This window comes from Nonomuraea sp. NPDC005983 (assembly GCF_040614375.1).
Taxonomy (GTDB): Bacteria; Actinomycetota; Actinomycetes; order Streptosporangiales; family Streptosporangiaceae; genus Nonomuraea.
Genome location: NZ_JBEXUP010000169.1, coordinates 1 through 18,105 on the forward strand (window position 1 = coordinate 1; position 18,105 = coordinate 18,105).

The 18,105-nt window shown below is 72.3% G+C and carries 13 protein-coding genes and 1 pseudogene; 6 read left to right on the forward strand and 8 right to left on the reverse strand.

The window, feature by feature from the left end:
• Both ABZ297_RS41040 and ABZ297_RS41045 read right to left on the reverse strand, forming a co-directional pair.
• Positions 1-1,376, reverse strand: a pseudogene (locus ABZ297_RS41040) (hypothetical protein); the annotation flags it as partial.
• Between the two features lie 183 nt (positions 1,377-1,559).
• Positions 1,560-2,072: a YbhB/YbcL family Raf kinase inhibitor-like protein gene (locus tag ABZ297_RS41045; RefSeq protein ID WP_355357975.1), complete on the reverse strand. Its 513-nt coding sequence runs from the start codon at positions 2,070-2,072 to the stop codon at positions 1,560-1,562.
• 678 nt (positions 2,073-2,750) lie between these two features.
• Here ABZ297_RS41045 and ABZ297_RS41050 point away from each other — a divergent pair.
• Together ABZ297_RS41050 and ABZ297_RS41055 are read left to right on the forward strand one after the other, a co-directional pair.
• Entirely contained in the window at positions 2,751-3,272 is a 522-nt protein-coding gene (locus ABZ297_RS41050; protein WP_355357978.1) for a PH domain-containing protein, read from the forward strand.
• The gene (locus tag ABZ297_RS41055) at positions 3,269-4,792 is read left to right on the forward strand and encodes a PH domain-containing protein (RefSeq protein ID WP_355357981.1); all 1,524 of its coding nucleotides are present in this window, start codon (positions 3,269-3,271) and stop codon (positions 4,790-4,792) included. Before ABZ297_RS41050 ends, ABZ297_RS41055 begins: the two co-directional genes overlap by 4 nt.
• A gap of 126 nt (positions 4,793-4,918) precedes the next feature.
• On the opposite strand, the gene sepH is transcribed toward ABZ297_RS41055, so the two are convergent.
• Positions 4,919-7,660 carry a septation protein SepH gene (gene sepH / locus ABZ297_RS41060; protein WP_355357984.1) on the reverse strand — a complete coding sequence of 914 codons (2,742 nt, stop codon included), beginning with the start codon at positions 7,658-7,660 and terminating at the stop codon, positions 4,919-4,921.
• Between the two features lie 6 nt (positions 7,661-7,666).
• The gene (locus ABZ297_RS41065; protein WP_355357987.1) at positions 7,667-8,605 is read right to left on the reverse strand and encodes a S8 family serine peptidase; all 939 of its coding nucleotides are present in this window, start codon (positions 8,603-8,605) and stop codon (positions 7,667-7,669) included.
• 85 nt (positions 8,606-8,690) lie between these two features.
• Between ABZ297_RS41065 and ABZ297_RS41070 the strand changes: the two genes are divergently transcribed.
• Positions 8,691-9,533, forward strand: a complete 843-nt coding sequence (locus ABZ297_RS41070; RefSeq protein WP_355357990.1) for a hypothetical protein — start codon at positions 8,691-8,693, stop codon at positions 9,531-9,533.
• 10 nt (positions 9,534-9,543) lie between these two features.
• Here ABZ297_RS41070 and ABZ297_RS41075 read toward each other — a convergent pair whose 3' ends face one another.
• The 3 genes from ABZ297_RS41075 to ABZ297_RS41085 are packed head-to-tail and all read right to left on the reverse strand — an operon-like array spanning position 9,544 to position 12,872.
• A complete protein-coding gene (locus ABZ297_RS41075; protein ID WP_355357993.1) occupies positions 9,544-10,821 on the reverse strand; it encodes a D-arabinono-1,4-lactone oxidase in 1,278 nt (425 codons plus the stop codon).
• 44 nt (positions 10,822-10,865) lie between these two features.
• On the reverse strand, positions 10,866-11,615 hold the full coding sequence (locus tag ABZ297_RS41080; protein WP_355357996.1) for a polysaccharide deacetylase family protein: 750 nt from the start codon (positions 11,613-11,615) through the stop codon (positions 10,866-10,868).
• A 54-nt stretch (positions 11,616-11,669) separates the two neighbouring features.
• Positions 11,670-12,872, reverse strand: coding sequence for an MFS transporter (locus ABZ297_RS41085; RefSeq protein ID WP_355357999.1), 1,203 nt, complete (start codon positions 12,870-12,872; stop codon positions 11,670-11,672).
• A gap of 91 nt (positions 12,873-12,963) precedes the next feature.
• Here ABZ297_RS41085 and ABZ297_RS41090 point away from each other — a divergent pair, with 91 nt between their 5' ends.
• Complete coding sequence (locus ABZ297_RS41090; RefSeq protein ID WP_355358002.1) at positions 12,964-14,169, forward strand: lytic transglycosylase domain-containing protein; 1,206 nt, start codon at positions 12,964-12,966, stop codon at positions 14,167-14,169.
• Here ABZ297_RS41090 and ABZ297_RS41095 read toward each other — a convergent pair.
• On the reverse strand, positions 14,160-15,107 hold the full coding sequence (locus ABZ297_RS41095) for a ferrochelatase (protein ID WP_355358005.1): 948 nt from the start codon (positions 15,105-15,107) through the stop codon (positions 14,160-14,162). The two genes, ABZ297_RS41090 and ABZ297_RS41095, sit on opposite strands and share 10 nt — an antisense overlap.
• Before the next feature lie 166 nt (positions 15,108-15,273).
• Here ABZ297_RS41095 and ABZ297_RS41100 point away from each other — a divergent pair, with 166 nt between their 5' ends.
• On the forward strand, positions 15,274-17,259 hold the full coding sequence (locus ABZ297_RS41100; RefSeq protein WP_355358008.1) for a prolyl oligopeptidase family serine peptidase: 1,986 nt from the start codon (positions 15,274-15,276) through the stop codon (positions 17,257-17,259).
• Complete coding sequence (locus ABZ297_RS41105; protein ID WP_355358011.1) at positions 17,259-18,047, forward strand: inositol monophosphatase family protein; 789 nt, start codon at positions 17,259-17,261, stop codon at positions 18,045-18,047. Before ABZ297_RS41100 ends, ABZ297_RS41105 begins: the two co-directional genes overlap by 1 nt.
• The last annotated feature ends 58 nt before the right edge of the window (positions 18,048-18,105 follow it).

Here is an 18,105-nt window from a genome sequence, read left to right on the forward strand (position 1 = left end):
CTCGCGTTGCTCGCCGGCTGCTGCTCCGGCCAGGCGGCGGGCTGTGCCTGCCCCGCCGGGTCGGCGTAGTCGCCGGTCTCGTACGCGAAGGCGCCCTGCGGGGGCGGGGCCGACAGCACGTCGTCGTAGGCGGAGACCGCCCGCGCGGGCGCGGTCGGGGTGCCGGTGGCGGGGGACGGGCCGGTCAGCGGGTCGGAGTCGTCGGCCACGGCCCAGCCGGAGCGCACCTCGTACGAGGCCGGGTACGACTGGCGCGCGGGCTGCTCGAACGCGGGCCAGGAGTCGCTCGGAGTGGAGCCGGCGCCCGGCTCGTCGAAGATGTCGGGCCCGGCGCTCCAGGAACCGGACGTCGTCGAGGCGGGGGGCGGGGTGGTCCAGGTGGTCTCGATCGGATCGGCGGCGCGGTTGTAGGCGGCGGGGAACGGGTCGCTGGTGGGCGCGCCGTGGATCGGAGCGACGGGCTGCGCCGGGAAGGACCCGCTGGACGCCTGAGGCTGCGCGGGGAAAGAACCGCTGGACGCCTGAGGCTGCGCGGGGAAAGAACCGCTGGACGCCTGAGGCTGTGCTGGGAAGGAGCCGCTGCCGTTGCCCTGGTACGAGCCGTTGCCCGACAGCGGGTCGGCGGGGCGTGTCGGGGGCACCTGCTGGGCGCCCGCGCCGAGAATGCTCATCACGTCGGCGGAGAACGTCACGGTGCGCTGGTCGGCCAGGTCGGAGGCGCTGGGAGCGCGGCGCGGCGCGGGCTCCACCAGGTCGGCCAGGTTGGCGGCCGGGGCGGCGGGAGCGGGGACTTGGCGCTGCGGCAGTGGGGCCTGGACGGTGGCGGCGTTCGGGTCGGCCGCGACGCGCTCGCGCCTGGCGCGGCGCGGCCGCTCACGCTCCGCGGGACGCTCGGCAGCAGGACGTTCAGGGGCGGGGCGTTCAGAGGTGGGACGCTCAGGTGCGGGACGCTCGGCGGCCGGACGCTCGACCGGGCGAGAGGCGCCCTTGCGAGCCGCGACCGTGCCCCCGGCGCCGAAGCCGCCCTCCTCCGCGTCGCTGCGGATGTTCGCCCAGAACTCCTCGTCCTCGTCGTCGGAGGTCGGGTTGCCCCACTCGTCGACGCCACGCTTGCCACGCTGGCCGGTACGCACCGGCTTGGGCGGCTTTGGTGCGTCTATCGGGCTGAAGTCAGGGGTGAAATTGGTCATCCGCGGTTCATGCGCGGCGAACTCGTCCGTAGATCGGGCGAGAGTCATCTCCTCTTTCTCGGCCATCTGCTTGAGCCGCTCCGGAGGAAGCGAGCTCTCCCGGCGACTCATCGAACGCATGCCCAGTGCCACGACGACGAGCACGAGGAGCACGACAGCGACCAAGCTCACTACGACCGCGATCATTGCACCACCCTCAAAGCCATGGCCTCCCTGTGGCGCCGGTGAGATCGCGCGGCCATCGACGCGACCTGCCTCCGTTGATCACCAACGCCTAACAATTGGATCTGATTCTGTCGGACCACTACGAGCGTTGTCACACCCTAAGTGCAGAATGGGTAACGAGTACTACCAGCGGTGTTCGGCATCTCACTCGATGTTGACCGCCGTGAGACGGCCACGGGCGATGGTCTTGTCCGCGATCTTCTTGAGGATCTCGGGGAGGGAGGCACCCTCCGGGAGGTCGACCTTCCCGTTGAGCGTGTAGACGCTGAACCGGTAGCTGCCCGTTTTGGCGCAAGGGGGCTGGTAGCCCGCCTTGCCGCTGGTCACCTTGGCCTGACCGGAACCGTCCGGCGGGTTCTCGGCGGCGTTCGGCCCCAGCTCGGTCGTGGTCGCCGGGATGTTGTAGAGCACCCAGTGCACGGCCGATTCGGACGGAGTATGTGAGTCGACCACGATCGCGATCGACTTGGCGTCAGGCAGGGGCGCGCTCGACCAGCGCAGCGGCGGGCTGCCCTGGTTGCCGTCACAGGAGAAGTCGCGCGGCAGCGGCTCGCCGTCGCGGAGCTCCGGGCTCGAGACGTTGATCTGAGCGATCTCCTTGGCCTGGGATCTGCCGACGAAGGGCGCGCACCCCGCCAGGCCGACGACGGCTGTCACCGCTGTCACAAGGACAACGGCCCGTCGCACGAGTCCTGCCGTGTTACAGAGCCCCATGTCGCAAGATGCTACGCGGCTCTCGGCGATGCGCCGACCGTTTCGGAAGGGTCGGTGACCGGTAAACGCTCCGAAAAGCGCGGGAATCACGGCATTTATGGGGTGAGGTTGGACACAAGCACGGTTGACCCGCTGGAGATTCGGCGGGCCTTGCGGGCTCGCAGAGATCGCCGTGCGGCGTCCCGGCTCCCTTCTCCAACCTGCTGGTTTCCGGCGCGAGGGGGACCGTCCCGTGAGAACGGCCGCCCGAAGGGGCCGAGGGGCCGCGCGCCCATCGGCGCCGACCGACGCCTCGCGGCCCGCGCACCGAAAAAAGTCAGCCGTTCCGGTCGTCGTGGACGCGGCTGCGGATGGCGGCGATGCGCCCCGAACGCCCGCCCGACGGACTCCGCCACCCGCACCCTCCCGGCACCGGCACCCGCTGAAGCGCCCTCTGGGCTTCGGCACCCGCCGAGGGGGCCACCTAGGCTGCACACCCCGGTGCAGAGGCCCTGGCTCCGTCCCTGGCGGATAGGCGCTCTGGTGAACGTCTTCGATGCCGCTGCTGGTCGAAGGGGCCCCGGGGCGCATGGCCCCGGCGAGAGAACGCTGAGGGCGGCGGCCGAGCCCTAAGCTGGGCTTGTGACGTCAACAGGCCCGCTGCGCGATCCGGCGCACCGCGTCTCGCCGAAGGCCGTCCGGCTGTGGCTGCTGGAGTCGGCGATCGCTTTCGTGCTGCTCGTGGGTGGGGCGGTGCTGGCCGGCGTGTGGGTCGGCGGCAGCGGGTGGCCCTGGGTGCCGCAGTGGCTGGCCGGCCATCCGTGGCTGCTGCCCGTCATCGTGGGCGCGCTGGCGACCCCGTTCCTGGCCGCTGAGCCGTTCGTGCGCTACGCCGTCCACCGGTGGGAGCTGTCCGGCGACGTCGTCTACGCCCGGTCGGGCTTCCTCACCAGGGAGTGGGTGTTCGTGCCTGTGAGCCGCATCCAGACCGTCGACAAGGCGCAGGGCTGGATGGAGCGCCTGCTCGGGCTGGCCACGCTGGAGATCCGCACCGCCTCGCACGCGGGTTCGTCCACGATCAAGGGGCTCGACTACCAGGTGGCGGCGGGGCTGGCCGAGCAGCTCGCGCACCGCGCGGAAGCACTCAGGGACGATGCGACTTGACGCAGCCGCCTCCGCACCTTCCGCCCGCCGAGCCCGCGAATCCTCCCGCGCCCAGCGGCCTGGCGACGCGGCTCAGCCCCAAGGTGCTGCTCATCGACCCCGTGCGGATGCTGCCCTCGCTGCTCGTGCCGCTCGTCGGGCTGCTGTTCGTCGGCGGCTTCTCCGCCAGGTCGTACGCGTGGGCGGCGTTCGGCGTCGGTGCCACCGTGGTCTTCGCCGTCATCAGGTGGGCGACGTTCAGCTACCAGATCCTGGGCGACCGGCTGGAGATCAAGCGGTCCCTGATCAGCAGGTCCGTCCGGACCATCCCGCTCGAGCGTATCCGCGGCGTGGACGTGTCCACCCCGCCCATGCACCGACTGCTCGGCCTCGCCGTCCTGAAGATCGACACCGGCGCGAGCGGCGGTGACGAAGAGGAGGGCGAGCTCGACGGCGTCACGCTGCACGAGGCCGAGCGGCTCAAGTCCGTCCTGCTGCGGCGGGCTCGCGCGGCGCACCCCGAGCAGGTCAGTGTCCCGGCCGGGCCGTCCGAGCGCCCGCTCTTCAAGGTGCCGCGCGCCTGGCTGCTGTACGGGCCGCTGTCCGGCGCGTACCTGCTCACCCCGTTCGCCCTCGCAGGCGGCGCCATCGGCCTGGCCTTCCAGTGGGGCGACAACCTCGGCTTCGGCAGAGACGCCGCCTGGACCGTCGGGGAGTGGCTCTGGGACCACCCCTTCGTCCTGATGGCCTTCGCGCTGGCGCTCGTGCTCGCCATGCCGGTCGCGGGCGGCGTCATGTACGCCGTCTTCAACTGGGACTTCACGCTCAAGTCCCGCGACGGCTATCTCGTGGCCGAGCGAGGGCTGATCAACCGGCGCAGCGTGTCGCTGGAGTCCCGGCGGGTGCGCGGGTACGAGATCGTCGACGGGCTGGCCGAGCGGTGGGCGGGCGTCGTCCGCGCCTGGGCGATCGTGACGGGCCTCGGCGACTCGCAGACGCGCGGGCAACTCCTGCCGGACGTCCCGCGCGCCGTCGCCGTCCACGTCACCGGCGAGGCCGTCGGCCCCTACCGGGCCGACCTGCGCCGCCACCCGCCCGTCGCCCGCAACCGCCGCCTGTTCCGCGCCGTGGTCCCGTGGCTGGTGGTGGCGGGCGCCGCCGGTGTGGCGGCGGTGCTGACCGCGAGCCCGCTCTGGTGGATCCTCGCCGTGCTGGCGGTGCTACTGGCGGGCGTGGGGGTGCCCATCGGGCTGGACCGGTACAGGTCGCTGGGGCACGGCTACGACGGGGTGCGGCTCGCGGTGCGGTCAGGCTCCCTCAGGCGGTCGCAGGCGGTGGTGGAGCGCCGGGCCGTCGTGGGCTGGCGTCTCAGGCAGACCTGGTTCCAGCGGCGGGCAGGGGTCTACACGCTGACCGCTGGGGTGGGGGCGGGCAAGGGCGGCTACTCGGCGATCGACGTCTCACAGGAGCAGGCGACGGCCTTCCCCGCGGAGGTCACCCCCGACTGGCTGGCCCCCTTCCTGAACCCCCCAACGCCGTAACCCCGAACCGAGGCGCTCCTCTCGGGCCGCGGCCCTCTCGGGCCGTGGCAGCGCCTTCTCGGGTGGTGGCCTTGCCCCCGCGTCGGATGGCCGAACCGCTCGTCCGTCCGGTGCCGGCGGTGGTGGTCAGTCCTGGCGGCGGGCGCCGAACATGATCTCGTCCCACGTGGGCACCGACGCGCGGCGGCCCCGCGAGCCCTTGCGTGCCTGCCGGGCCGCTGGGGCGGGCGGGGGAGAAGGCACCGGGACCGGCGTCTCCTTCGCCGCGGGCTTCCGCCCCTTCGTCCGGTCCTCTGCGCTCTCCCGGGCGGCGGGCACGCCGGTCTCGGACTCGGCAGCCTGCGGTTGCGCCGGCTCCGGCTGCGTCGGCTCCGGCTCCGTCGTGTCCGGCTCCGTCGTGTCTGGCTCCGTCGTGTCCGGCTTCGTCATGTCGGCAGGCTTCTCGTGCTTCTCGTCGGCGGGTGCGGGCTTCTCCGGAGCAGGCTCTTCCTGTGCTGCTGCTGCCGGCCGTTCCGGCGCGGCTGCCGACGCTTCGGACACAGGTGCCGGCGTCTCGGAGGCAGCTGCGGACTCTTCCGTGACGGCCGCGGGCTGTTCCACGTTGGCTGCGGACTCCTTCGTGACCGTTGTCGGCTGCTCGGGAACGGTCTCGAGCTCTTCCTGCTTGCTCGTGGGCGTCTCCGGGACGGCTTCGGGCTCCCCGCCGGTCTTGCTCTCCGTGTCGGCGGTCTGCGCAGGCGCTGCCTCGGCCGACACCTGAGCTGCTGCGGCGGTGGTGTCCTCGGCCGGTGCTGGGGCCGCTGCGGCGGCGGTGTCCTCGGCCACCGTCTCCTCGGGAGCTTCCACGGCTGCCACTCGCTCGGAGTCCGCCTTCGCGGGCTGCGTGACCGTGGCAGGCTCGGGGGCCTGGTTGTCGCCAGCGGCCTCGGGCCGGATGGCTTCGGTGTTCGTGGCCTCCACGGCCTCGTTCGTGGCCTCCACGGCCTCGTTCGTGGCTTCCGCGACTGCGGCCTCCGCGATCTCTGCCGTCTTGGGCGCGGTGGTCGCGTCCTCGTCGGCGGGTGCCTTCGCCTCGGCGGGCGCGGGTGTCGTGCCGGCGCTTGCGGAGAGGCCGGAGGCGGGTGCCGCGTCGGCTGCCGTAGCGGCCGATGCCTTCGCCTCGGAAGCGGCGGTTTCTCCGGTGGGAGCGGCCGGTGGTTCGTCGGCACCGGTCGTGGGCGCGTCGGCGACGGGAGTGACCGGCGCGTCCGCGGCCCGGGTGGCGGGGGCCTCCGTGGTCGGCGTGTTCGTGACCGGCGTGGCGGGGGCCTCCGTGGTCTGCGCGTCCGCGGCCCGCGTCGCGGGGGCCTCCGTGACCGGTGTGGCCTGCGTGTCCGCGGTAGGAGTCGCCGGAGCCTCGGGCGCGGTGTCCGTGCCGGGGGCGTGGGTGTCCGGCGTCTGCGCGCCTTGGACCTGCGTGGCAGGGGCCGTCGTGGCGTTCGGGAGCGCGGGGGAAGGCGCTGCCGGTGGCTCCTCGTCGAAGGGAAGCGTGCGCGCCGCCGGTTGCGAAGGTGCCGCGTCGCGGGGGGCCGGCGCGTAGATCGGGTCGGCGTCGCGTACGGCGGGGCGCTCAGGCGTACGGCCCGCACCGAAGTCCGGAAGCCAGGCGGCGTCGCGGCGGGCCGGGGCCTCGCCGGGACGCGCGTAACCGGTGTCGCGGGAGAGCGAGTCCGGGCGCCGCTCGTGATCAGGGTCGCCGGGCACGGCGGGCCCGCGCTCGAAGGACGCGTCCCGCGACGGCCAGGCAGGGCCGCGGTCGAAGGAGGCCTCTCGCGACGGCGCGGAGAAGTCGCGGTCGAACGGCACCTCTCGCGACGGCGTGCCAGGTCCGAAGGGGGCTTCACGCGATGGCGTGCCAGGGCCGAAAGGGGTCTCTCGGGACGGCGTGGCGGGGGTGCGGTCGTGGTCTCGGGTGTAGGCGTTCTCCGAGCGTGCCGGGGAGTGGTAGCCCACCGTGGGTTCGTCCGGTTCCGGCTGGTTGCGGACCACCGACGGGAAGGCGCGCGGCTCCGCGGCGAGCGGCGGGACGGGCTGGAGTTTGGCGACGCGCGGCGTGAACGGCGTGACGGTGGTGTCCGCCACCGGCGGCGCGGGGTCGAAGTCGGCCGCGGACAGGCGCATGGCCTCGTCGTCGTGCGGGGAGACGTGGCGCCTGCGCGGGTCGAAGAGCCACTCGGCGTGTCTGGTGTGACCGTTCCACACGTAGCCGAGCTTGACCCGCCACAGCCCGTCGTCGCGCTTGGCGGAGTCCCAGTCGATCTCGTCGGTGGGCACGCCGCGCCTGGTCAGCCGCTCGGCGACGAGTTCGCCGAGCGTCGGGCCCGCCGAGGACTCTCCCGGCATGCGGACGGCGACGCGCTGCGCCTGCTGGGCGACGTACTCGCGTTCCTGGAGCACGGGGCCCTCGAACCAGCGGACGCGCTCGACCGGGATGCCTGCGGTGGCGGCGATCTCCTCGGCACTCTCTCCGGCGCGAATGCGTGCCTGGATCTCCTTGGGGCGCAACGGACTCTCCACTTCGATCTCGTACTGGCCGAGACGGGAGAAGTTGCCACGGACGGCAGCGCGGAGCCGGTCGTCCACGGGAAGCGTGAACCGTGTGCCTCGCCCGGCGGTCGCCAGTACGAGATAGGTTCCGTCTTCACTTACCGCGACGAGTCGGAGCTCCTGCATGCGAGTCCCTTCGTCAGCGCGCTCATTCTTCCCCCGGACCCTTGAGTCTCTCGCGTGTGCCGGTTGCCTGCCAGCACCGTACCCGGCATGTCCGAACATCGGCTTGCTGGGACAGCCTCGGGGCGATGTGACGCCGGTCACATTTGACGGTTCCATCCCTTTTCATGGCCCCTCGGTGCGCAGGGTCCCCGAGGGATTCTGGCGAATCGCGCCGCGCGCCGCTGTGCACTTGAGCCAAGAGGCCAGAGTGGACGGGTCCGCGTCGGGGTGGAGTTCCAGATATCGGGCGGCGGCGCCCGCCACTCGCGGCACGGCGGACGAGAACGCCTGCCCGCCCGGCGCCACCCGGCACGTGCCATCGTCGGAGGCGGCGACCGCGAAGACGCCGGAGCGCACCAGCCGCCGCATGGCCCGCATCAGCGCCCGCGAGGACGCGCCGTCCACCGCGAGGGTGGCGACGGCCGGCCCGCGGGCGTGCCGGTGGACCCAGTCGATCCCGGCCAGGACGTCCGACAGGCTCCCCGAGCCGCCGCAGCCCAGCACCCGGACCGAGGCGACGCCCGCCTGCGGCGCCAGCCCCTTCGCCGGCCCGGCGACCATGCGCGCGACGCGGGTGCCGTGGCCGCGGCAGTCCTCTCCGGTGCCGCCGGTGGCGTCGTAGGCGCTCCAGGCCCTGTCGCCGAACCGGGCGACGTCCACCCCGCCGTCCACGACGTAGACCGTGCTGCCCCTGCCGCCGCCGCGATCGCCGGCCCGGCGGGCGCGGGCGAGCGGCATGGGCAGGATCGGCCGGTCCGGCTCCACCCAGCGGACCCGGGGATCGGCGCGCAGCTCCCTCACCTCGGCGGCGGTGAGCCAGGAGGCGAAGCCGGGGAGCGCGGCGGTGTAGTAGCGCCGCACCCGCCACCTGCCCTGGCCGACGAGCTTGCGAGCGTCGGCACGGTCACGCGCTGTGACGATGTACAGACGCGTTGGCTCGGTCAGAGGCGGTCGCGCGGCCAGTCCGGACGCGGGCGACGCGGTGAGTGGCGCTGCTGTGGCCAGGGCCGTCACCACGGCCGCGGCGAGGTACACGGAGGGCAGGCCGAATCGTCGGGGCACGAGCGGGAGAGTGCCTGTCGCGCACGTCACAGGAACAACAGGACACGCGCTCGCGTCTATTCACGAAGAAGCCTTTACCTAGCGCATGCAGAGAGGACTGATCCGGGGGATGAGCGGCGACCGGCCGAAGTTCGAGCTGAGCGTGCCGCAGATCGCAGGGAGCGCCCTCGCCGCGGTGACGGCCGCGGTCGCCGCGTCGTACCTGGGCGTGGCCGGTACGGTGATCGGCGCCGCCGTCGTGAGCGTGGCGAGCACGGTCGCGACCGCCGTCTACACGCACTACCTGAAGCGCACCGGCGACAAGGTGAAGCAGCACACGGTGATCGCCCGGCGCGAGCAGCCCGCCGGGGACGAAGTGCCCGAACCGGTCGAGGGGCAGGGCGCGCTGGCGACGGCCGTGGCGGCTACGGTGCGTGACGAGGAGCCCGGAGTGAGCACCCTCGTGATGGCCCCAGTGGACCTGCCGCGCAGGCCGCTGCCGTGGGTGAAGGTCGGCGTGGCCGCCGCGCTGGTCTTCGCGGTCAGCATGGGCGGCATCCTGGCGTACCAGGCGATCGCCCAGACCACCGTCCACGACGTCGTGACGGGCACCAGGACCAAGCAGAACAAGCTGCCCGCCAAGGAAGACAAGCAGCGGCCCAGCCAGGAGCCCGTGCGCGAGACCCAGGCGACGAACCCCGCCACGGACCCGGCGTCCACGCCGGAGCCGACGCCGACGCCGACGCCGACGCCCACGCCGACGTCCAAGTCGCCGACCGTCACCCCGACGGTGAAGCCGAGCGACACCGGCACGGCGCGCCCGTCGCCGCAGCCGACGCAGTCGCAGGAGACCAGCGAGCCCGACGCCACGGTGGAGACGCCGCCCCCGGACGAGGCCACGCTGGAGCAGGCCCAGACGACGGATCAGGGCCGGGCCGGCACGCCGTAGCCGGGCCGGTTCAGCCCAGCACCTTCTCCAGGTAGGCGTTGCCGAACATGCGGCCGGGGTCGAGCCGGTCGCGCAGGCCGACGAAGTCCGCGAACCGCGGATACACCTTCGCCAGGTAGGAGGCGTCGCGGGTGTGCAGCTTGCCCCAGTGCGGACGGCCGTCCAGCCTGGTCATGATCTCCTCGACCCCCTCGAAGTAGGCCGGGTTCGGCGTGGGCCGGTAGATGTGGCAGGCCACGTACGCCGACCGGCGGCCGTACGCGGTGGAGAGCCAGGCGTCGCTCGGTGGCGTCACCCGCACCTCCACCGGGAAGGTGATCTTCCAGTCCATCCGCTCGACGAGGTCGCGGGTCTCGCGCAGGGCCTGGCCCAGGTGTTCGCGCGGCACGGCGTACTCCATCTCGAGGAAGCGCACGTCCCGCCGCGCCGTGAAGATCTTGTACGAGGTGTCGACGGACTCGGAGTCGCCGAGGGCGGCGGCGCTGGCCGCGTTGACGCGCGGGATCAGCGCGGGGAAGCGGGCGCCCAGCGCGCAGGCCGCGCCGAAGACGGTGTTCTCCAGGAAGGTGTTGTCGAGCCAGTGCTTGAGGGCGCTCGGCGGGCTGGGCGGTCCGGGGCTCCTGTTGTTGGTCTTGACCAGGCAGGCGTCGGTGTGCGGCAGCCAGAAGAAGTCGAGGTGCTCGTTGGCCGAGGTCATCGCGTCCAGCGAGTCGAGGATGTCGCTGAGCGTCATCCGGCGGCGGCGGTTGTGCAGCAGGAACGCCGGCTCCACGCGGAAGGTGACCGCGGTCAGTACGCCGAGCGCGCCCAGCCCGACCCTGGCGGCGTCGAACAGGTCCTCTCCGGGCGACGCCGTCACCACCGACCCGTCGGCCAGCACCAGTTCCAGCTCCACCACCTGGTCGGCGAGGCCGCCGCTGTCGCGGCCGGTGCCGTGGGTGCCGGTCTGGATCGCGCCGGAGACGGTCTGCTCGGTGATGTCGCCCATGTTGGCCAGCGCCAGGCCGCGCTCGTCGAGCAGTTCGTTGAGCGCCCTGAGCGGCGTGCCCGCCAAAGCTGTCACGCGCTCGCCGTCGATCGAGCGGATCCCGGTCAGCGCGTCGGGGCGCAGCAGGATGCCGTCGGTGAGGGCCACTCCGGTGAAGGAGTGGCCCGTGCCGACCATACGCAGGCGCCGCCCGCTCGCGGCGGCGTCGCGTACGGCGCGCACGACCTCCTCGGTGGAGGCCGGGGTGCGTTCTTCGGCGGGGGCGGCTGACTGGTTGCGGGCCCAGTTGGTGAAGACCATGCGCGTCCCCCTTGGAGCTTCGTTCCGTTAAACGTGAACGATACTCACTTCTGCCAGCCCTCGGGAACGGGGTAGATGTCCCCGGGCTGCAGATTCTCCCGCTTGACGACGTCGGAGACCGTCACCAGCTGGTAGCCGTTCTTCTGCAGCGTCTTGATGATCGACGGCATCGAGTCGACGGTCTGCTTCACCCAGTCGTGCATGAGGATGATGCCGTCCTGCTTGGCCACCGCCAGCGTCTGCTTCTTGATCTCCGCCTCGTTCTTGGTGGCCCAGTCGCGCGAGCCGGCGGTCCACAGGATCATCGGCATGCCGAACTCGGCCGCGATGTCGGACGTCTGTATGTCCGCCATGCCGTACGGCGGGCGCAGCAGCTTCGGCTCGACGCCGGCGGCCTTCTTGACGGCGTCCTGCGTCTTCTTGATCTCGTCCCTGACGGCCCCAGGCTCGAGCGTGGTGAAGTTCGGGTGCTTGTAGCTGTGGTTACCGAGCTCGTGCCCCTCCTGAGCCATCCGCTTGACGAAGGACGGACGGCTGTGGACGTACTGGCCCTCCAGGAAGAACGTCGCCTTGGCGTTGTACTTCTTCAGGGTGTCGAGCAGTGCTCCCGCGTACTTGCCCGGGCCGTCGTCGAAGGTGAGCGCGATGCACTTGACCTGCTCGCAGTCGACCGCCTTGGCGGGAGCCTGCGCGGCGGGGGGCTGGGTGGGGCGGGGCTGGGCGGACGCGGGTGCCGGAGCCAGTGTGACGCCGACAGCCGCGATGGCTAGAAGTGAAAGGATTTGTCGGGACATTACAGAACTTTCCTGTGTGAAGGAGGTTGCGAGGGATCTCCCGACCGTAGCGGATCAGCTCTCCGCCGGAGAAGGCGCTTCCGGAAGTCTCAGCAAACCCGAACCTCCCACACCCACCACCGCCGCGATGGCCGCGCAGCCCAGCGTGAACACGTACGCGTTGGACGCGCCGACCGCCTCGGTCAGCCTGCCGCCCGCCCACGCGCCGATGGCCACGCCGAGCCCGATCGAGGTGGAGATCCACGCCATCCCCTCGGTGAACAGCGACGGCGGCAGCAGCCGCTCGGCCAGCGAGAAGCCGGTGATGAGCGTCGGCGAGATGGCCAGCCCGGCCACGAACAGCCCCACGGCCATGACCCGCGCGTCACCGATGAAGATGATCGGCAGCAGGCCCACGACCAGCACGCCGAGCGCCCTGACGAGGCGGCGCCGCAGCGGGATCTGCCACTGCCTGGACCCGAACCAGAGCCCCGACACCATCGACCCGCCCGCGATGGACGCCAGCAGGAACCCGGAGGCGCCCTTCACCCCGTGCTCCTCGGCGAAGGCCACGGTGATCAGGTCCGCCGAGCCGAACACCGAGCCGAGCGCCAGGTACACGCACGACAGCAGGGCGATCCCGGGAATCAGGATCGGCGAGCCGCCGCCCGACCTGATCTCCCGCACGGGCGGCTGGGTGCGCCGCTGCGCCGCCAGCGCCAGGGACCCGCCGACCAGGCACACCAGCGCCACCGACAGCCCCGCGTACGGGTTGACGTAGGTCGCCAGGACGGTCACCAGGGCGGGCCCCGCGACGAAGATCACCTCGTCGGCCACGGACTCGAACGCGAACGCGGTGTGCAGCTTGGCCGACCCGCCGTGCAGGTGCGACCAGCGGGCCCGCACCATCGAGCCCAGCGACAGCGAGGTCGCCCCGACCAGCAGCCCGGACGCGTACAGCGTCCACTCGGGCAGGCCGAACGCCGCACAGAGCATCAGGGACGCCAGGGCCAGCGCGTTGACCAGAGAGAACGGGGTGATCACCCGGCTCTGGCCGAACCGGTCGACCAGCCGCCCTGTCAGGGGGGCGGCGATCGCGAAGGAGATGTTGGTGGTGGCGGCGACGGCGCCCGCGGTCGCGTACGACTCGGTGAGCGCGGAGACCAGCAGGACGATCCCGATGCCGAGCATGGACATCGGCATCCGGCCGACGAAACCGGCCAGCACGAATCCTTTGACGCCGGGCCCGTTGAACAACCCCCGGTAAGGCCCGACCACTGCATTTCCCCCTTACGTCGCCAGCCAACTTTTGCGTACGCGAGACCGGACGGCAAGTGCTTTTTCCGCCGATTCGGCTAACGTGTGCCGAGTGTCGTCCGGGCTTCCCTCGTTCCGCGCCGTGGTGCTGACGCTCGTCGCCGTGCTCGCCGTCACCGTGGCGGCTGGGGGAGCCGTCCTGCTCATCAGCGACGACGCGCCGGGCCAGGCCGAACAGCAAGAACCGGCCCAGCAGGACTCGGCACAGCTTCCGAAGCAGCAGCCGACGCCGAGGCTCGACCAGCTCGTGCCGACCACTCAGCCGGTCAAGGACTTCGGCCAGGGCGGCCCCAGCGTCACCGTGACCCCGCCCCGCATGCTGGCCGTCGCGCCCGCCACGGTGCCGAAGCGGACCCGATTCGCGCTGTCGGCGCTGAAGCACGTGCAGAAGGTGATCGTCGTCGACGCCGGCGCCGTCAAGGTGTCGGGCACCCCGCTCAACCTGCTCGCCGTGGAGCCCTCCGAGTTCCGGTCCTGGACACCGCAGCCGGTCGCCGACCAGCCCGCCGTGTGGAGCGCGCTGGCCAGGGGCGAGATGGTCGCCGACCCCTCGGCCGTGCGCAGGCTCGGCCTCGCCCTCGGCGCCTACTACCAGGTCGACGGCGGCCCGCGGCTGCGCGTCGCGGCCTCGGCGACCCTCGGCCTGACCGGGGTGGACGGCCTGGTGAGCGCCGACCTCGGCAGGGCGCTCGGGCTCGCCCCCGGCGTCGCGGTGCTGCTGCACGCCAAGAGCGGGGACGTCAGCGAGGCGCGGGTGCGCAAGCTGCTCGGCAAGGGCGCCCAGGTCGTCGCGCTGGGGCCGGGCGCCGGCAAGCCGAAGGCGAAGGCGAAGCCGAAGCAGCAGCAGCGCAAGCCCGCCACGGAGGTCACCGTCGGGCGACCGAACAGCTACCTGGAGCTGTACAAGATCTCGGCCACCCGCTGCCCGGGCCTGTCATGGACGGTCCTGGCCGCGATCGGCCAGGTGGAGAGCGGGCACGGGCGCAACAACGGGCCGTCGAGCGCGGGCGCGCTCGGCCCCATGCAGTTCATGCCCGCCACCTGGAAGTCGTACGGCGTCGACGGCGACGGCGACGGCAAGGCCGACATCTGGAGCCCGTACGACGCGGTGCCGGGCGCGGCCAACTACCTGTGCGCGAACGGCGCCGGCCAGGGCGGCGAGAAGCTGCGCAAGGCGATCTGGTTCTACAACCACTCCTGGGACTACGTGAACAAGGTGATGGGCATCTCCGAGGCGTACGCCCGCGCCTACACCTGACGCCGCCTGGGGGCCGGGCAGCAGGTCAGCGCGCACGCGACGGGCTCGGGCTCGTCCATCAGCTGCCGCACCATCCGGACGAAGGCCGGGTGGGTGCCCGCGGTGGCGGCCCGCTCCAGCGGCAGGCCCAGCTCGTCCGCGACCTGCTTGGCCTCGGTGTCGAGGTCGTAGACGACCTCCATGTGGTCGGAGACGAACCCGATCGGCACCAGCACCACCGACCGCGCGTCGGTCTTGCGCAGGAAGTCGCAGATGTCAGGCTCCAGCCAGGGCACCTGCGGCGGGCCGCTGCGCGACTGCCACACCAGGTCCCACGGCTGGTCGCGGCCCAGCGCCTCGCTCACCAGCTGGGCGCTGCGGCGCAGCTGCGCCTCGTACAGCCCGCCCGACGGGCCCGCCGTCTCGGCCATCGAGACCGGGATGCTGTGCGCGGTGAACACCAGCCGCGCGTCATCGCGGCCGAGCCGCTCGAGAGCCTGCCTGGTGTGGTCGGCCATCGCCTCGACGAAGCCGGGGTGATCGCCGAAGTGCCGCATCTTGACCAGCTCGGGGCCGCCCTCGACGGAGATCCTGGCGATGTCCTCGTAGTACTGGCGGCAGCTGGAGTAGCCGGCGAACGCCGAGGTGGCGAAGACCGCCGCCCTGCGGACCCCGTCGGCCTTCATCTGCCGGACGGTGTCCGCGCCGAACGGGTGCCAGTTGCGGTTGCCCCAGTAGACCGGCACGCCGGCCACCGGACGCAGCGCCTCGACCAGCTCGCGGTTCTGCCGGTTGATCGGGCTGACCCCGCCGAAGCCCTGGTAGTGCTCGGCCACCTGGAGCAGCCGCTCACGCGGCACGCCCCTGCCCCGCACCACGTTCTCCAGGAAGGGCAGGACGTCGTCGGGACCCTCGGGCCCGCCGAAGGAGAGAACCAGCAAAGCGTCGTAACTTCCCACGCGACCACCCTATTCGCGGTCTCGGTGGCCCTCCCCGCGAGGGAGCGCCGTTGCCTGGACTGAGGAGCGTCGGGAGCGTAGCGACCAGAGTGACGAGGGAAGGCAACGGATGACAGCGACCGAGCAGCCTCACGGAGTGAGGCCATGAACAGGTAGGTTCGATCGAGTGAGCGCATTCAATGACATACGCGACTATGTCGCCATCCCGAGGGTCCTCTCGCTGAAGCTCTCGCCCGACGGTTCCCGCCTCGTCTCCGTCGTCCAGTCGCTCAACCCCGACGGCAAGTCGTACGGCACCGCGCTCTGGGCGATCCCCGTCGACGGTGAGCCCTACCGGCTGACCCGCTCGGCCAAGGGGGAGACCACCGCCGAGTTCACCGACGCGGGCGACGTGCTGTTCACCTCGTCCCGTCCGGACCCCACGGCCAAGGACGCCGGGGACGAGGTGCCGGCGCTGTGGCTGCTGCCCCGCGCGGGCGGCGAGGCCCGCCAGGTGGCCACCCGCCCCGGCGGCATCGGCGCCGTTCGGACGGCCCGCGACGTGGTGGTGTTCGCCTCCGACGTGCTCGACGGCGAGGAAGCGGGCGAGGAGGAGCGGCGCAAGGCCCGCAAGGACGCCGGCATCAGCGCCATCCTGCACGAGGGCTACCCGGTCCGCTACTGGGACCACGACCTGGGCCCCGGCCGCCCCCGGCTGTTCGCCGCCCGGCTCGGCGCCGATCAGGACGGCCGCCTCGAGGACGTCCGCGACCTGACGCCCGACGCCGGCGACGCGCTGCGCGACACCTCCTTCACGCTCACCCCCGACGGCGCCACCGTGATCGCGACCTGGCGGGTGCCGCTGCCGCGCGGCCAGATGCGCACCGAGTTGGTCGCGATCGACGTGGCCACCGGGGAGCGCCGGGTCGTGGTCGCCGAGGACCACCACGACTTCACCCACCCGATCGCCGTCTCGCCCGACGGCACCCGCGTCGCCTGCTCCCGCGAACGCCACACCGGCCTGGACGTGCCGGTCAGGAACGAGCTGTGGATCGGCGACCTGGCCACCGGCCAGGGCAGGGGCTACGCGCCCGACCTGTTCCCGACGGACGTCGAGTGGGCGCCAGACTCCTCCGCCGTCTACCTCGTGGCCGACCACCAGGGCCGCCGCCCGGTCTTCCGCGTCCCGGTCGAGGGCGAGCACACCAGGCTCACCCAGGACGCCGCCGCCTACCTCGGGCTCAACGCCTCGCCCGACGGGCGCTTCGTCTACGCGCTGCACAGCGCCGTGGACCGGGCCCCCGGCCCGGCCAGGATCGACGCCGTCACCGGCGAGGTCGACGACCTGCCGTCGCCCGCGCCGCGCCCTGACGTGCCCGGCAGGCTCACCGAGATCTCCGCCACCGCCGACGACGGCACCACCGTACGCGCCTGGCTGGCGCTGCCCGAGAACGCCTCGGCCGACAACCCCGCGCCGTTCCTGCTGTGGATCCACGGCGGCCCGGTCGGCTCCTGGAACGACTGGCAGTGGCGCTGGCAGTCGTGGATCATGACCGCGCACGGCTACGCCGTGCTGCTGCCCGACCCGTGCCTGTCCACCGGCTACGGCCAGGAGATGATCGACCGCGGCTGGGGCAACTGGGGCCCGCGCACGCTCGCCGACCTCGACGCCGTCGTGGACGTCGCCCTCGCCAGGGACGACATCGACGGCGAGCGGATCGCCGCGATGGGCGGCTCGTTCGGTGGCTACATGGCCAACTGGCTCGCCGGCCACACCGACCGCTACAAGGCCATCGTCACCCACGCGTCCCTGTGGAACCTCGACCAGTTCGCGGGCACCACCGACGCGTCCATGTACTGGCAGCGCGAGTTCGGCGAGCCCGGCTCCGAGCGCTACGCCAACCTGTCGCCGCACCACGCGCTCGACAAGATCACCACCCCGATGCTCGTCATCCACGGCGACAAGGACTACCGGGTGCCGATCGGCGAGGCCCTGCGCCTGTGGTGGGACCTGCGGCGCAGCGAGGTCGAGTCGAAGTTCCTGTACTTCCCCGACGAGAACCACTGGATCCTGAAGCCGGGCAACGCCGTCGCCTGGTACGAGACCGTGCTGGCCTTCCTCGCCCAGCACGTGCTCGGACAGGAGTGGAAGCGTCCGGACTCGGTGGCGTGATGTCTGACTTCGTCGGCCTGGCCGAGGACATCGCACGTGAGGCGGGCGACATGCTGCTCGCCAAGCGGCCCGCCATGTCCGAGGTCGTCGAGACCAAGTCCAGCCCCACCGACGTGGTCACCGCGCTCGACAAGGCGTCCGAGGAGCTGATCAGGGCCCGCATCCTGGCCGCCAGGCCCGGCGACGCCATCCTGGGCGAGGAGGGCGGCGAGGCCCGGGGCGACTCCGGTGTGCGCTGGGTCGTCGATCCCATCGACGGGACGGTCAACTTCCTGTACGGGCTGCCGGACTGGGCGGTGTCGATCGCCGTCGAGGTCGGCGGCCGGATCGTCGCGGGCGTGGTGAACGTGGCCACCCGCGGCGAGGTGTTCACCGCCGCGCTCGGCGAGGGCGCCTGGCTCGGGGGTCAGCGGCTGCGCTGCAACACCGGCGTGCCACTGGCCCAGGCGCTGGTGGCCACCGGGTTCGGCTACCTGCCCGGCAGGCGCGAGGTGCAAGGCCAGGTGCTGGCGTCGGTGCTGCCGCGGGTGCGCGACATCAGGCGCGGCGGCTCGTGCGCGATCGACATCTGCTCGGTGGCCGCCGGACGGGTGGACGCCTACTACGAGCGCGGCGTCAACTACTGGGACTACGCCGCGGCCGGGCTGGTCGCGGCGGAGGCCGGAGCCAGGATCGGCGGGCTGCACGGCAGGCCGAGCAACTCGGACCTGACGCTGTGCGCCGCGCCGGGCCTGTTCGAGGAGTTGCACGACCTGCTCGCCCCCCTCGACCCGGAACGCGACGCCTGACCGGACGTCACCCGGGCCACCGTCTACCGGAGGTTCGCCGACAAGACGGCCCTGCTGG